The organism is Nonomuraea sp. NPDC050478 (assembly GCF_044458265.1).
Lineage (GTDB): Bacteria > Actinomycetota > Actinomycetes > Streptosporangiales > Streptosporangiaceae > Nonomuraea > Nonomuraea ferruginea.
The window spans coordinates 113,942-129,561 of record NZ_JBITHT010000001.1; the positions used below are offsets into that span (position 1 = coordinate 113,942).

Annotated in this window: 11 protein-coding genes; 8 read left to right on the forward strand and 3 right to left on the reverse strand. The window is 71.2% G+C overall.

Going from position 1 to position 15,620, the window contains the following annotated elements; all coding sequences use genetic code 11:
- The 7 genes from ACIBF7_RS00540 (at position 1) to ACIBF7_RS00570 (ending at position 9,325) form a co-directional block, all read left to right on the forward strand.
- Positions 1–1,020, forward strand: coding sequence for a 3-oxoacyl-[acyl-carrier-protein] synthase III C-terminal domain-containing protein (locus ACIBF7_RS00540; protein WP_364229673.1), 1,020 nt, complete (start codon positions 1–3; stop codon positions 1,018–1,020).
- The gene (locus tag ACIBF7_RS00545; protein ID WP_397195998.1) at positions 1,017–2,801 is read left to right on the forward strand and encodes an AMP-binding protein; all 1,785 of its coding nucleotides are present in this window, start codon (positions 1,017–1,019) and stop codon (positions 2,799–2,801) included. The genes ACIBF7_RS00540 and ACIBF7_RS00545 overlap by 4 nt, the downstream gene beginning before the upstream one ends.
- Positions 2,798–3,766: an NAD-dependent epimerase/dehydratase family protein gene (locus ACIBF7_RS00550; protein WP_219546753.1), complete on the forward strand. Its 969-nt coding sequence runs from the start codon at positions 2,798–2,800 to the stop codon at positions 3,764–3,766. The genes ACIBF7_RS00545 and ACIBF7_RS00550 overlap by 4 nt, the downstream gene beginning before the upstream one ends.
- On the forward strand, positions 3,763–4,671 hold the full coding sequence (locus tag ACIBF7_RS00555) for an alpha/beta fold hydrolase (RefSeq protein ID WP_397196000.1): 909 nt from the start codon (positions 3,763–3,765) through the stop codon (positions 4,669–4,671). The genes ACIBF7_RS00550 and ACIBF7_RS00555 overlap by 4 nt, the downstream gene beginning before the upstream one ends.
- 108 nt (positions 4,672–4,779) lie before the next feature.
- Complete coding sequence (locus tag ACIBF7_RS00560) at positions 4,780–6,078, forward strand: family 43 glycosylhydrolase (RefSeq protein WP_397196002.1); 1,299 nt, start codon at positions 4,780–4,782, stop codon at positions 6,076–6,078.
- A 262-nt stretch (positions 6,079–6,340) separates the two neighbouring features.
- Positions 6,341–7,693 carry a glycoside hydrolase family 43 protein gene (locus ACIBF7_RS00565; protein WP_397196004.1) on the forward strand — a complete coding sequence of 451 codons (1,353 nt, stop codon included), beginning with the start codon at positions 6,341–6,343 and terminating at the stop codon, positions 7,691–7,693.
- 12 nt (positions 7,694–7,705) lie between these two features.
- Positions 7,706–9,325 carry a glycoside hydrolase family 27 protein gene (locus ACIBF7_RS00570; RefSeq protein WP_397196005.1) on the forward strand — a complete coding sequence of 540 codons (1,620 nt, stop codon included), beginning with the start codon at positions 7,706–7,708 and terminating at the stop codon, positions 9,323–9,325.
- A 53-nt stretch (positions 9,326–9,378) separates the two neighbouring features.
- Here ACIBF7_RS00570 and ACIBF7_RS00575 read toward each other — a convergent pair whose 3' ends face one another.
- Together ACIBF7_RS00575 and ACIBF7_RS00580 are read right to left on the reverse strand one after the other, a co-directional pair.
- The gene (locus ACIBF7_RS00575) at positions 9,379–10,701 is read right to left on the reverse strand and encodes a PHB depolymerase family esterase (protein ID WP_271277097.1); all 1,323 of its coding nucleotides are present in this window, start codon (positions 10,699–10,701) and stop codon (positions 9,379–9,381) included.
- Between the two features lie 11 nt (positions 10,702–10,712).
- Entirely contained in the window at positions 10,713–12,188 is a 1,476-nt protein-coding gene (locus ACIBF7_RS00580; RefSeq protein ID WP_271277096.1) for an endo-1,4-beta-xylanase, read from the reverse strand.
- Between the two features lie 656 nt (positions 12,189–12,844).
- On the opposite strand from ACIBF7_RS00580, the gene ACIBF7_RS00585 reads away from it, so the two are divergent.
- Positions 12,845–13,513, forward strand: coding sequence for a hypothetical protein (locus ACIBF7_RS00585; RefSeq protein WP_397196006.1), 669 nt, complete (start codon positions 12,845–12,847; stop codon positions 13,511–13,513).
- On the opposite strand, the gene ACIBF7_RS00590 is transcribed toward ACIBF7_RS00585, so the two are convergent.
- A complete protein-coding gene (locus ACIBF7_RS00590) occupies positions 13,510–15,543 on the reverse strand; it encodes an APC family permease (protein WP_397196008.1) in 2,034 nt (677 codons plus the stop codon). The two genes, ACIBF7_RS00585 and ACIBF7_RS00590, sit on opposite strands and share 4 nt — an antisense overlap.
- Positions 15,544–15,620 lie beyond the last annotated feature (77 nt).

Sequence of the window (15,620 nt, forward strand, 5' to 3'; positions counted from 1 at the left end):
ATGGCTTCCGTGCACGCCCGGGTGGCCGGTGTGGCCGCCCACCTGCCCGAGACCACGATGACCACCGCGGAGGTGGAGGACCGGCTCGCCGCCCGCAACCCCGGGCTGGTCCTGCCCCGGGGAGTGATCCACAACGGCAGCGGCGTCCGCCGCAGGCACGTCGCCCCGCCAGGGGAGAAACCGTCGGACCTGGCCGCGCACGCCGCCCGCGCGCTGCTGGACGAGCAGGACCTGCACGCCCGAGACCTCGACCTGCTCGTCTACGCGGGGGTGACCATCGACCTCGTCGAGCCCGCGACGGCGCACGTCGTGGCGGCGAAGCTGGGCGCCGGCTGCCCGGTGTTCGACGTGCGCAACGCCTGCAACAGCGTGCTGAACGCGATCCAGGTGGCGGAGGCGCTGATCGTCACCGGCCGGCACCGGCGGGTGCTGATCTGCTGCGGCGAGCTGCCGACCGCGTTCATGCCGTGGACGCTCTCCGGCGCCGACGAGTTCATGACGGTCGCCGCCGCCTACACGGTGTCGGACGCCGGGGCCGCGCTGCTGCTGGAGGCCGCGGCGGAGCCGGGGGTGCTCGGTCACCGGTTCGCCGCCCAGTCCCACGGGTGGGACGCCGCCACCGTGGCGCTGCGGAACCTGACGTCCGACCCGGCGACCGACTGGCCGGTCATCCGCCCGCTCACCGTCGACGCCATCGGACTGATACGCGGCATCGAGGCGACCGACCACGCCGTCTTCTCCGATCCGCTCGCCGACCTCGGCCTCACCTGGGACGACTTCGCCGTCGTGTGCGTGCACCAGGCGTCGCTGCCCGCGCTGTGGAAGTTCTGCGCCCACGTCGGGATCCCGCCGGAGAAGGTCGTCGTCACCATCGCCCAGCACGGCAACCTGGTGGCGGCGACGATACCGGTCCAGCTCGCCCAGGCGGTCGCCGCCGGACGGGTGCGGCGCGGCGACCTGGTGGCGTTCGTCGGCCTGGCGAGCGGGTTCAGCGCCGGCACCGTCGTGGTGCGGTGGTGACCCCGGTGCCGGTGAGCGAGCTGGTCACCCGGGCCGAACGCTGGGCCGCCGACCGGCCGGACACCCTCGCCTGCCAGGTCGGCGGGCGGACGCCGCGCTCGGCCAGCTACGGGGAGATGGCGCGATCGGTGGAGGAGACGGCGGCCGCGCTGGCGCTCGGCGGGGTGCGGCCCGGCATGCGGACGGTGCTGCTGGTGCGTCCGGGCGTGGAGCTCGGCGTGCTGGTGCTGTCGCTGCTGCGGCTGGGGGCGGTACCGGTCATGGTCGATCCGGGACTGCCGTACGCTGCCGTCCGGCGGTGCCTGGAGCGGGCCGCGCCGGAGGCGTTCATCGGGGTGCCGCTCGCCCAGGCGGCCCGGCTGGCCCTGGGCTGGGCCCGGCGCACCAGCCGCGTCGTCATCACGGTCGGACACCGCCGCTCCTGGCCGGGCCCGACCCTCGCCACCCTACGAACCGCCGCCCGCGACCTGACACGGGACTCGCGAGCCGCCGCGCCCGCACCGACCCCGGACCCGCATACACCGGACCTGCGAGCTGCCGACCCCGGACCGACCCCGGACCCGCATACACCAGATCTGCGAGTCACCGACGCCGGACCGACCCCGGACCCGCGAGCCGCCGCCGGTGGCTCGATGCCGGGGCCGCCGGCGCCGGGGGCCGGTGATCTGGCGCTGATCGCGTACACCTCCGGTTCGACGGGGCCGCCGAAGGGGGTGCCGTTGCGGCACCGGCACCTGACGGCGCAGCTCGACCTGCTGGCCGGGCTGGAGCTCATCCGGGCCGGCGCGCCCGTGCTGTCGACGTTCATCCCTTTCGCGCTGGGGGCGGCGGCGCTGGGCGCGACCGCCGTGCTGCCGGATCTGGACCCGCGGCGCCCGCTGCGGTTCGACCCCGCGGCGCTGGCCGCGGACATCCGCCGGTACCGGGTGTCCACCCTGTTCGCCGCGCCCGCCCTGCTGGACCGGCTGGCCCGGCACTGCGTGGCCCGCGGCCTGGTGCTGGACTCGCTGGAGACGGTGGCGGTCGCCGGGGCGCCGCTGCCGCTGCCGACGCTGGACCGCGTCCGCGCCTGCGTCCCCGGCGCGGCCCGGGTGCTGTCGGTGTACGGGGCGACCGAGTGCCTGCCGGTGGCCGCGATCGAGGGCGCCGAACTGGTCGCGGCGCACGCCGCACACCGGGGGGCCGGGACATGCCTGGGCCCGCCCCTGCCCGGGGTCGAGGTCCGGGTCATCGGCGTCACCGACGGGCCGATCGCCCGATGGGACGAGAACCTGACGGTACCGCCCGGCACCGTCGGGGAGTTCGTCGTCTCCTCCCCCGCCGTCAGCGATCCCTACCTGGACGACCCGGGGGCCACCGCCCTGGCCAGGATCCCGGACGGCGACCGGGTCTGGCACCGCATGGGCGACCTGGGCCGGCTGGACGAGCACGGCCGGCTGTGGTTCGCGGGCCGCAAGTCCGAACGCGTCCGCGCCCCGGACGGCGACCTCTACACCGACCACGTCGAGACACTCCTGGCCGGAGTGCCGGGAGCGCGCCGCGTCGCCCTGGTGGGCGCCGGCTCCCGACCCGTCCTCGTGGTGGAGCCCGAGCCCGGCTTCCGGCGCGACCTCGTACGGGCCGGGATCCTCGCGGAGGCCGCGCGGCACCCGCGCACGGCGGGCCTGCGCGAGGTGCTGTTCCACCGCCGCTTCCCGGTGGACGCCCGGCACAACAGCAAGATCCGCCGGGACGTGCTCGCCGCCTGGGCGGCCCGGCGGTCGCGCGGAGGCCGCCGGTGAACGTCCTGGTCACCGGGGGCGGCGGGTTCCTCGGCCGCGCCGTGTGCCGCCGCCTGGTCGCGCGCGGCGACACCGTGCGCGCGCTGCACCGCCGCCCGCGTCTCGAACTGGACGCGCTGGGCGTCACCCAGTACCTGGCCGACATCCGCGACCCGGCGGCCGTCCGCGCCGCCGTCGACGGGTGCGAGGCCGTGGTCCACTGCGCCGCCAAGGCCGGGGCGCACGGCGCGTCCCGGGACTTCGCCGAGGTCAACGTGCACGGTACGCGCAACGTGGTGGACGCCTGCGCGGCAGCCGGGGCCCGGCTGGTCCACGTGTCGTCGCCGAGCGTCGTGCACAACGGGCGCGACCTGGACGGCGTGGACGAGTCCGTCCCGTACGCCACCCGGTTCACCGCGCCCTACCCGCGCACCAAGGCGGCGGCCGAACGGCTCGTGCTGGCCGGGCCGGCGCCGTCCGTCGCGCTGCGCCCGCACCTCATCTGGGGGCCGGGCGACCCGCACTTCCTACCCCGGTTCGTGGCGAACCGGCACCGGCTGTGGCTGCTGGGCAGGGCGGACAAGACCATCGACACCGTCTACGTCGACAACGCGGCCGACGCCTGCGTGCTGGCCCTCGACCGGCTGCGGCCCGGGTCGCCGCTGTGCGGGCGGGCGTACTTCATCACCCAGGGCGAGCCGTGCGGTTTCGGCGTCTGGGTGAACGCGCTGCTCGCGGCGGCCGGGCAGCCTCCGGTGCGGCGGCGGCTGCCCGCCGGGCCGGCGATGGCGGCGGCCGGGATGCTGGAACGCCTGGCGGCGCAGGGCGGCTGGGAGCCGCCCCTGACCCGGTTCCTGGTGGAGCAGGCGTCCACGGCGCACTGGTTCGACATCTCCGCGGCCCGCCGCGACCTCGGCTACCGGCCACGCGTGAGCATGGCCGAAGGGCTCGCCCGCCTGACCGCCCACCTCTCGGAGTCCCCGTGACGCGTTTCCCCGGCTACCCGTTCGCCTCCCACTGGCACGCCCACCCCGGCGGGCTGCGCCAGCACTACGTGGACGAAGGGGCGGGTGCCCCGGTGCTGTTCGTGCACGGCAACCCGTCCTGGAGCTACCTGTGGCGGCGGCCGATCCTGGCCCTGCGTGACCGGTTCCGCTGCGTCGCTCCGGACCACATCGGCATGGGGCTGTCCGACAAGCCGGCCGCCCGGGAGTACGACCACACCTTCGCCTCGCGCGTCGACGACCTCGACGCGCTGGTCGGGCACCTGATCGCCCGGGGCGCCCCCGAGCGGGGCTGGACGCTCGTCATGCACGACTGGGGCGGGCCGATCGGCATGGCGTGGGCCTGCCGCCACCCCGGGCGCGTCGCCCGGCTCGTCGTCCTCAACACGGCGGCCTTCCCCAGCCCGCACGGCGAGCGGGTCCGCCTCCCGCTGCGGGCGCCGCTGTGGGTGCTGCGCCGCACCCGGCTCGGCGCGCGGCTGTTCCTGCGGCACAACCTGTTCGCCCGCGGCGCGACCTGGCGTCCGCTCGGCGTGCGCCGCCGCATGCCCGCCGACGTGCGCGCCGCCTTCCTCGCCCCGTACGACCGGCCCGAGCACCGGGTGGCCGTCCAGCGGTTCGTGCACGACATCCCGCTGCGGCCGGGCGACCGGGCGTGGCCGCTCCTCGAAGGCACCGGCCGGCGGCTCGACCGGTTCGCCGGGCTGCCGGCCTTCGTCGGCTGGGGGCTGCGCGACCCGGTCTTCGACCCCGCCATGCTGGCCGAGTGGCGGCGCCGCCTGCCGCACGCCAGGGTCGAGGTCTGCAGGCGAGCCGGCCACTACCTCCTGGAGGACGCCCACGAGCGGTTCGTCCCCGCCATCCGCGCCTTCCTGACCGAGACATAGCGCGACGGGAGGCCGAGTCTGTCCGAGTGCGTCCGAACCCCTGTCGGACACCTCGGCCGGAGGACTTCACTGGGGACCTGAACTGATTACGGATGATCGGAGGTCCTCATGCGGCTCCTCGGCCGGCTCTTCCTGGCGTTCACCGCGGCCACAGTCTGTCTCCCCACGGCCGGCGCGGCGGCGGACACCGTGGCCCCGGCGCCCGTGATCCGCGCCGACTTCCCCGATCCGGACGTCATCCAGGTCGGCTCCACCTTCTACGCCTACTCCACCAGCAGCCGACCCGGCCGCATCCCGGTCGCCAGCGCCCCGTCCGCCACCGGCCCGTGGACCGTGCGCGGGGACGCGCTGCCGGCCAAGCCGTCCTGGGCGGGCGACGGCGGGTTCTGGGCGCCCGACGTCTCCCGTCTCTCCGACGGCCGCTACCTGATGTACTTCACCGGCCCGAGCACCGCCACGGGGCGCATGTGCGTCGGCGCCGCGACCTCGGCGAACCCGCTCGGCCCCTTCCAGCCGGCCGGCGGCTCGCCGCTCGTCTGCGACGCGGACGAGGGCGGCGACATCGACCCGTCCAGCTTCGTCGACACCGACGGCAAGCGGTATCTGCTCTACAAGAACGACGGCAACGCCGTCGGCCGGCCCACCATCCTGTGGCTGCAGCAGGTCGCGGCCGACGGCGTCACCTTCGTCGGCGGCCGCACCGAGCTCATCCGGAACGACCGGGCCGAGGAGGCCGGCGTCATCGAGGCGCCCGTGCTCGTCAAGCGGCCCTCCCAGTACGTGCTCTTCTACTCGGGCGGCTCCTACACCGGCAACAGCTACTTCACCGGCTACGCCGTGTCCCCGTCGCTCACCGGGCGCTACACCAAGGCGTACCGGCCGCTGATGACGACCGCCACCTTCGACGGAGCCGTACAGGGACCCGGTGGGACCGACGTGCTCGGCGACCGCGCCTTCTTCCACGGCTGGGTGGGCGATGCCCGCCACCTGTACACGGCGGCGCTGGGCTGGGCCGGCGACTATCCGGTCGTGCGCGGCAGCCGCGTACGGTACGAGGCCGAGCGCGGCACGCTCAACCGCGCCACCGTCCGCACCGGCGCGGCCGGGGCGTCCCAGGGGGCCGTCGTGGCCAAGATCGACCATGCGGACAGCTGGGTCGACGTCCGGGTGTTCGCGCCGGTCGCCGGGGCCTACACCGCGCACGTGGCCTACGCGGCCGGCTACGGCGACGCGCAGCACCTGGTGACGGTCAACGGGACCACGCGGTTCACCCTGGACTACCCCGACCGCGGCTGGGACAACTGGACGCAGGTCCGGGCCCCGCTCACGCTGAACGCCGGCTGGAACACCCTGCGCCTGCAGCACCGGACGCGCTGGGCGGAGCTGGACCACATCGAGATCGCCTGATCCACGGGCCGGCCGCACCGTCACGTGAAATTTTCACGTGACGGTGCGGCGCCGTGATCTCTTCCCGAACGGAACCGCAGGCCGGGAAGCGTCCAGGCGACGACGCCCACACGGCGGGGGTCGCCTCCGTTGACGCCCGCCGGGCCATCGGATGTACTCCGCGACGACGCACTCCACGATTTGATGTTAGCGCTAACACTCCGCGAAGCCGCCCCGAAAGGACCCCATGAGACCCGCGCGATCACGCCGCTTGGCCTGGATCATGAGCGTGCTCTGCATCATGTCCCTCCTGCCCGCGACACCGGCCATGGCCGACAACCCCATCGTCCAGACGATCTACACCGCCGACCCCGCGCCGCTCGTCCACAACGGCCGCGTCTACCTCTACACCGGCCACGACGAGGACGGCTCCACGTACTTCACGATGCGCGACTGGCGCGTCTACTCCTCGACCGACATGGCCAACTGGACCGACCACGGCTCGCCCATGAGCCTGGCCACCTTCGCCTGGGCCGACGCCAACGCCTGGGCCGGCCACGTCGCCTACCGCAACGGCAAGTTCTACTGGTACGTCCCCGTACGGAACCGGAGGACCGGCGGCATGGCCATCGGCGTCGCGGTCGGCGACAGCCCGACCGGGCCGTTCCGTGACGCGCTGGGCCGCCCGCTGGTCGAGAACAACGAGATCGACCCCAACGTCCTCATCGACGACGACGGCCAGGCCTACCTGTACTGGGGCAACCCCCGGCTCGCGTACGTACGCCTGAACAACGACATGATCTCCTACTCCGGCGGCATCACCTACATCCAGCTGACCGGCGCGGGATTCGGCACGCGCAACGGCAACCCCAGCCGTCCCACGCTCTACGAAGAGGGGCCCTGGGTCTACAAGCGCAACGGCCTCTACTACAACGTGTTCGCCGCGGAATGCTGCTCGGAGTTCATCGCCTACTCGACGGCCCCCAGCGCCACCGGGCCGTGGACGTACCGGGGGACGATCATGCCCCGGCAGGGCAGCAGCTTCACCAACCACGCCGGGATCATCGACTACGCCGGAGGATCGTACTTCTTCTACCACAACGGCGCCCTGCCGGGCGGCGGCGGTTTCACCAGGTCAGTGGCCGTGGAGAAGTTCACCTACAACGCCGACGGCAGCATCCCGACGATCAACATGACCACCGCCGGTCCGCCTCAGGTCGGCACCCTCAACCCGTTCGTCCGGCAGGAGGCCGAGACCGTCGCCTGGGCGTCCGGGGTGGAGACCGAACCCTCCAGCGAGGGCGGCATGAACGTCGGCTACATCGAGAACGGCGACTACCTGAAGGTCAAGGGCGTCGCCTTCGGCAACGGGGCCACCGCTTTCACCGCCCGCGTCGCCTCGGCCACCAGCGGCGGCCGGATCGAGCTGCGGCTCGGCAGCGCCACCGGCACCCTCGTGGGCACCTGCGCCGTCAACGGCACCGGCGGCTGGCAGAACTGGACCACGGTCACCTGCCCGGTGTCCGGCGCGACCGGCACCCGTGACCTCTACCTGCGTTTCGCGGGCGGCGGCGGCTACCTGTTCAACGTCAACTGGTGGCAGTTCACCGGCAGTGCCCTCCCTTCGACCCCCTGAGGAGCGATCTCCATGAACGGGAAACGAACCCGCGCGCTGCTGACCGCAGTGGCCCTGGTCGTGGCGCTCACCCCCGCCACCCAGGCGCAGGCGCTGGAGAACGGCGTGGGCCGCACCCCGCCGATGGGGTGGAACACCTGGAACACCTTCGGCTGCAACATCAACGAGACGCTGATCCGCCAGACCGCCGACGCGATGGTCTCCTCCGGCATGCGCGACCTCGGATATCAGTACGTCGTCGTCGACGACTGCTGGTTCGACCCGGCCCGCGACTCCGCCGGAAACCTGCGGGCCAACCCGTCGAGATTCCCGAGCGGCATGAAGGCGCTCGGCGACTACCTGCACGCCCGGGGCCTGAAGTTCGGCCTCTACCAGGCACCCCTGGACCGCACCTGCGCCCAGTACTTCGGCGCCTACCCGGGCGCCACCGGCAGCCTGAACCACGAGGTCCAGGACGCCCAGCAGTTCGCCGCCTGGGGCGTCGACTATCTCAAGTACGACTGGTGCTCCCCCACCGGCACCATCGACGACCAGGTCCGCACCTTCGCGAAGATGCGCGACGCCCTGGCGGCCACCGGCCGGCCGATCCTCTACAGCATCAACCCCAACAGCATCCACGAGAAGACCGGCCCGCAGCGGAACTGGGGTGACGTCGCCAACATCTGGCGTACGACCGAGGACATCACCAACGTGTGGAACTCCGGTCAGACCAACGGCTACCCGATGGGCATCCAGAACATCGTCAACGTCAACGCGCCCCTGTCGGGCTACGCCAGGCCGGGACAGTTCAACGACCCCGACATGATGGTGGTCGGCCGTGGCGGCATGACGGACACCGAGATGCGCAGCCACTTCGCCCTGTGGGCGATCATGGCCGCACCGCTGATCGCGGGCAACGACATGCGGAACATGGACTCCGCGACCGCCACGATCATGAAGAACCAGAACCTGATCGCCATCAACCAGGACCCGCTCGGCCTCCAGGCGACCCAGATCAGCAACGACGGCACCCGCCGCGTCCTGGCCAAACGGCTGAGCAACGGCGACGTCGCGGTCGCGCTGTTCAACCAGGGCGGCGGCACGACGACGATCAGCACCACCGCCTCGGCGATCGGCCTGTCCGGCAGCTCCTTCAGCATGCGTGAGGCCTGGACGAACGCCGTCACCTCGACGACCGGGGCCATCTCGGCGAGCGTGCCGTCCCACGGCACCGTCGTGTTCCGGGTCAGCGGCGGGACGCCCAACCCGGTGTCCCGGATCCAGGGCGTGGGGTCGGGCAGATGCCTCGACGTCACCGGAGCTTCCCAGGCCAACGGGACCCGGGTGGCGATCTGGGACTGCCATGGTCAGGTCAACCAGCAGTGGACCTCCACGGCAGCCGGCGAACTGCGGGTCTACGGGAACAAGTGCCTCGACGTGAACAACAACGGCACCGCCGACGGCACCAGCGTGATCATCTGGGACTGCAACGGCCAGAACAACCAGAAGTGGCGCTTCAACACCGACGGAAGCATCACCGCGCTCGGTGCGAACAAGTGCCTGGACGTGCCGGGCAACGCCACCGCCAACGGCGTCTACCTGCAGATCTGGACGTGCAGCGGCGCGGCCAACCAACGGTGGACCCGCCTCTGAGCCATGACCCGGGTCTGGGCGATCCACAAGAGACCGCCCAGACCCGGGGTGCGTCACGCGGCGCCCAGGCTCCACCGCTGGTTGGCGCCGCCGTGGCACGAGTAGAGCTGGAGGCGGGCGCCGTTGCCCGTCCCGGCGGCGTCCAGGCACAGCCCCGACTGCACGCCGACGATCGACCCGTCAGAGTTGACGCGCCACTTCTGGTTGGCGCCGCCCCAGCACGAGTAGAGCTGGACGCCGGCTCCGTTGCCCGTCCCGGCGGCGTCGAGGCATTTGCCGCCGAGGCCCCGCAGCTCCTGGGACGAGGTGAGGGCCCACCGCTGGTTGGCGCCGCCGTGGCAGTCCCAGAGCTGGAGCCGCGTGCCGTCGGCGGTGCTCGAGTTCGGCACGTCCACGCAGCGCCCGGAGGCGACGCCCCTGATCTGGCCGTCGCCGCCAGGGGTCGGCGTCGGCGTGGGGCCGGCGCCGTCGAGGCCGAAGAACCGGATCGCGTGCACGGCCATCCCGGGATGCGGCAGATTGTGCCCCGCTCCGCTGATGGTGTAGGCCTCGACCTGGCCGGTCCCGAAGACTCTGCGCGTCCACCCCGATTGCGGGTTCGTGGTCGAGGTGGGCGTCCGGCTCACCCCGTGCACGTCGGTCCACTGGTCGACCTCCTTCTGCAACATGCTGAAGTTCAGCACGTCGTCCGCGGTGCCGTGCCAGGCCATCAGCCGGGGCCGGGGACCGGTGTAACCGGGGTAGGCGCCGCGGACCAGGTCGCCCCACTGCTGCGGAGTCCGGTCGCCGCAACCGGGCGGGCCGAGACAGCCGAAGGGCACACCGGCGAAGGGAGCGCCGGCCTTGAACACATCGGGATAGGTGGCGAGCAGGTTGACGGTCTCCATCGCCCCGGAGGAGAAGCCGGTGGCGAACACCTTCTCGGGGTCGCCGTTGTGGCGCTGCACGACGTAGTTGACCATCGACACGATCGACACGGGGTCGCTGCCGCCGCCGTGCCGGAGTGCTTCGTCCGACCACACGTCGAAGCAGTTCGACAGGCCGTTGGCGCTCTTGTTGGCCTGCGGGTAGATGACGACGAAGCCGTGCCGGTCGGCCAGGGACGCGAACTCCGTCTGCTGGTGGAAGTCGGTCGCCCGGCCGTTGCAGCCGTGCATCGCCACCAGGATGCCGGGACGCGCGGCCACGTTGTCAGGGACGTAGAGGTGCATCTGGATGTTGCCGGGGTTCGCCCCGAAGTCGCCGATCCTGGTCAGCGTCGCCGCACTCGCCTGGGGCGCCATGGCGACGCAACCGGCCAGGACGGTGATCACCGCGGTGACCACGGCGGCGATCACCGTCCCTGACCCGATCGGCACCTGCTGGTGCCGTCTCATGATCTGACCTCCTAGCCCCGGTTCCAGGACCACTTCTGGTTGTCGCCGCCCCAGCAGGAGTAGATCTGGAGCTGGGTCCCGTTACCGGTGCCGTTGTTCACGGCGTCGAGGCACAGATTCGACTGGACTCCGACGATGGAGCCGTCCGAGTTGACGCGCCACTTCTGGTTGTTGCCGCCCCAGCAGGAGTAGATCTGCACCCTGGCGCCGTTGCCGCTGCCGGCGGCGTCCAGGCACTTGTTGCCGTAGACGCGGATCTCCTGCGCGGAGGTGTAGGACCACTGCTGGTTGGAGTTGGAGTGGCAGTCCCACAGCTGGAGCTGCGTGCCGTCGGCCGTCGAGGCGTTCGGCACGTCCACACACCGCCCGGACGCCACACCCCGGATCTGTCCCACGGTGCCGGGGGTCTGCGTGGGCGTCGTGGTCGGGTCCGGGTCGGGGTCCGGGTCCGCGTTGTTGAGCGCGTTCAGGACGGAGTTGTACGCGGCCTTCTTGTTGCCGTTGCCGTCGAAGAGCAGCGCGCTGGCGCCGGCGCCGAGCCAGGAGTCGCTGTCACGGACGCCCCAGACCGTGATGCCGGTACAGCGCGGCACCGCCAGGCAGTCGTTGACGACGTTGGCGTACGTGGTGGCCGAGCCGCCCTGGATGTCCAGCTCGGTGATCTGCACGTCGACGCCCAGGGCGGCGAAGCTCTGGATGGTCGTGCGGTAGTTGCTGTTGTAGGGGCTGTTGCTGTTGAAGTGTGACTGCAGGCCGACGCAGTGGATCGGTACGCCGCGCTGCTTGAAGTCGCGGACCATGTTGTAGACGCCCTGCGTCTTGGCCCAGCTCCAGTTGTCGATGTTGTAGTCGTTGTAGCAGAGCTTGGCGGACGGGTCGGCGGCCGCCGCGGTGCGGAAGGCCACCTCGATCCAGTCGTTGCCGGTCCGCTGGAGGTTGGAGTCGCGCCGGCCGCCGGAGTTGCCGTCGGCGTAGGCCTCGTTGACGACGTCCCAGGCGTAGATCTTGCCCCGGTAGTGCCCCATCACGCCGTTGATGTGGTCGATCATCGCCTGGCGGAGGTTGCCGCCGGAGAGCGACTGCATCCAGCCCGGCTGCTGGTTGTGCCAGGCGAGGGTGTGGCCGCGTACCCGTTTGCCGTTCTGCACCGCCCAGTTGTAGATCCGGTCGCCGGCGCTGAAGTTGAACTGCCCCCGGTTGGGTTCCGTGGCGTCGATCTTCATCTCGTTCTCGGCGGTGATCATGTCGAACTCGCGGTTCGCGATCGTCGTGTACTGCTGGTCGCCCAGCTTGCCCGCGGCGATGGCCGTGCCGAAGTACCGGCCGCTCTGCTGGGCGGCGGCGGCGAGCGTGCTCTCCGCCGCGTCCGCGGGAACGGACACCATCAGCGCCGCGCCTACGATCCCCAGGGCGCCGACGGCGCCCACGATGCCGCGGAGGACACCGAAACGTTCGTACGCGGACGAAGGTAAAGCCTTCAAGCCCATGCCTGACTCCATACTGAAGTTACGGAACGAGGGATGTGCGGGAACCCCGGCGGACGACGCCGCACCCCAGGCCGGAGGCGCACACCACGATGGCGTCATGACCGGCGGCCCTGGCCGATCACCACATCAGGCAGGACCGACCGCCTCGGAGATCAGTGTGGGAACGTAACCGAAACATGTCAACGTTTTCACGAAAATTTCGGAACGCCCGACGCGGGGTCGATGCCTGACCACGGATGCCACGGAGCCACGGACACCAGGAGCGATATCGTACGAGCACCCCGCGACGGCGGAGATGAAACTTTCACCCATCCCCGCAACTTACGGACCCGCAGACCTGCCCCGACACCCACCTGACACGTCGCGCACCAGACCACCACCCCTTGACGACACCCGGCGTGTTGTATTTACTCGCCGCCATCACCACCGGAAGACGCCGGAGTGCGAAGGAGGACCGCAGCGCGGAATGTGAGCGCTAACAAAATCTGGGCGGCACCACACGCCCAGACCATTCGGCGCCCGCCGGTCAGCCTTACTCATGGAAGGCGGACCGGCCGGGCGAATTCGCGGCCTGACCCGAAGCCGACAGCTCAGATGTGGCACTCTGGGGTCCACCGGACTTCGAAGGAACATCTGACGGCGATGGGAATGCTCGGATGAGCCAGACTCGACAAGATGGCGACCAGGCAGACCCTTCAGGCCACTACTACGGCGATCCCAGTCAGCAGCCATCGAGAAAATGGACCAAGGAGACAATCCTCGCGGTCCTGTCGTTAGCCCTCGCGGTGACCGTCCTGTTCTTCGGTGACGGATGGTTCCGCGGCGAGGACGACCCACCGCCGGCGGCCGCGACCACCAGCCCCTCGGCTCACCCCTCCAGCACGGCCCCGAGCAGCTCGGCTCCGACGCCGAGCCAGACCCCGTCACCAGAACCGTCGGCAGCGCCTTCCGTCCGGTGGACCGGAGTCGTGCGCCTGGGCGCCGGTGTCGACCTCGACCAGCTCCCGCCGACCATTCGCACATCCGACGAGAACGCGGACATCACTGAGTCCTCGTCCTTTTTCGTAAGTTCGATCAAAGCGCACGAACAATCCCTCGCCCCGTGGAGCGACTCCACCGCGCCCACCCGGCAGCAGTGCGTCGAGGCACTTTCGACCCAGGGCACGACGGAATGGGGCGAGTCAGGCAAGGAAGAGGTGGAGACCGGAGCGATCTTCTGCCTGCGGACCTCCGAAGGGCGCATCGCGGCGATGAAGATGAAGGACGACTCGTACCACAACATGCGGGCGACCGTGAAGGTCTGGGACCCGGCCGACTCGCTCTAGCCACGGTCCGCTCTGGGGTCGGGTTCGCCTCGTCGTACGGCTCCCGGGGCCCGGCGGAGGGGCCGGCGGGTCAGGCGGCGGGTGAGACGGCGGGAGGACGGCAGCTGCCAGGGGACGCTGATGATCACGACCCCGGGGATGAGCATGAGCCGGCTCCTGAGCCACAGCGTGGTCCGGTTGTGCAGCAGGCTCTCCCACCATCGTCCGACGCTGTACTCGGGGATGACGACGTAGATCACGTCACGCGGGCTCTTCCGTACGAGGGAGCGTACGTAGGCCGTGATCGGACGGGTGAGCTCGCGGTACGGCGAGTCCAGGACCTTCAGCGGGACGTTGATGCCCGAGGTGTCCCACCGCCTCAGCAGGTCCTGGGCGTCCTCGCGGTCGATGGCCACCGTGACCGCCTCCACGTGGTCGGCCCTGAGCGCACGGGCGTAGCCCAGGGCGCGCATGGTCGCCGCGTCCATCCGGGGAACCACGACCATGGTGAAGACCCGCGCGGGGGCGACGGACTCCTCGATCGGGTCGGTGACGGCGAGTTCGGTGGCGAGCACGTCGTAGTGACGGCGGATGCCCCGCATCAGCGACCACAACAGCACGCCCGCGGCCAGCGCCAGATAGGCGCCCTCGGTGAGCTTGGTGGCCAGCACGATGATCAGGACCAGGCCGGTCGTCAGGGCCCCCACGGCGTTGATCGTCCGTGCCAGCCGCTGGTGGCGTCGCACTCCGGCGTCGGACTCGACGGCCAGCGCCCGGCCCCAGTGGCGGACCATCCCGGCCTGGGACAGGGTGAAGGAGGTGAAGACGCCCAGGATGTACAGATGGATGAGGTCGGTCACCGATGCGTGGAAGACCCACAGGAGCGCGGCTGCGATGGCCGCCAGGGCGATGATCCCGTTGGAGAAGGCGAGCCGGTCCCCGCGCATGTGCAGCTGCTCGGGCAGGTAACGGTGCCGGGCCAGGAGCGAGGCGAGGAGCGGGAATCCGTTGAAGGCCGTGTTGGCGGCCAGCACCAGCACCAGCGCGGTGGCCGCCTGGACGACGAAGAACCCCACGCTGTCGTGCCCGCCGAAGACGGCGGCGGCCAGCTGGCCGATCACGGTGCGCTGGGGCAGGTCCGCGCAGTCCGGGCCGGTGCCGCTGAACTGGCAGGGGTCGGCGGCGATCCGCACCTGGCTGATCAGCGCCAGCGCCGTGATCCCGGCGAACATCGTCGCCGAGATCAGGCCCATGACGGCCAAGGTCGTGGCGGCGTTGCGGGCCTTGGGGCGGCGGAACGCCGGCACCCCGTTGGAGATCGCCTCCACTCCGGTCAGCGCCGTGCAGCCGCTGGAGAACGCCCGCAGGATCAGCACGGTCAACGTCAGGCCCGTCAGCTGCTCGTACCCCGCCTCGGGACGAAGCTCCCACCCGGCGGACTCGGCCACCGGCGCGTTCCCGGTGACCCAGCCGAACAGGCCGGTCGCGCACATCACCAGCACGGCCCCGATGAACAGATACGTCGGTACGGCGAAGACGCGGCCGGACTCCCGTACCCCGCGCAGGTTCACCGTGGCGAGCACGGCGACGAGACCCACGGCCAGGCTCACCCGGTGTTCGTGCAGGCCGGGGAACGCGGAGATGATGTTGTCCACTCCCGCGGCGACCGAGACCGCCACGGTCATCACGTAGTCCACCAGCAGGGCCGCGGCCACCACCAGGCCGGCCGTCGGGCCGAGGTTGCCGGAGGCGACCGCGTACGAGCCGCCGCCCCCGGGATAGGCGCGGACCACCTGCCGGTAGGACACGACCACCACGACCAGCAGGACGATCACCGCTGTGGCCACCCAGGACGTCAGATGCAGGAAGGCCAGCCCGGCGACGGAGAAGACCAGCAGGATCTCCTGGGTGGCGTAGGCCACGGACGACAGCGGATCGGACGCGAAGATCGGCAGCGCCAGCCTCTTGGGCAGCAGCCTCTCGTGCAGCTTCTCGCTGCGCAGCGCCCTGCCGACCAGCAGACGCTTCACGACTTCCGCAAAGCCGATCACGGGGAGAGCCTAGGCACGCCACCACCGAATGTCATCGCGACGTCACGAGAGGTGAGCGACTGGGATGAAAGCCTTTC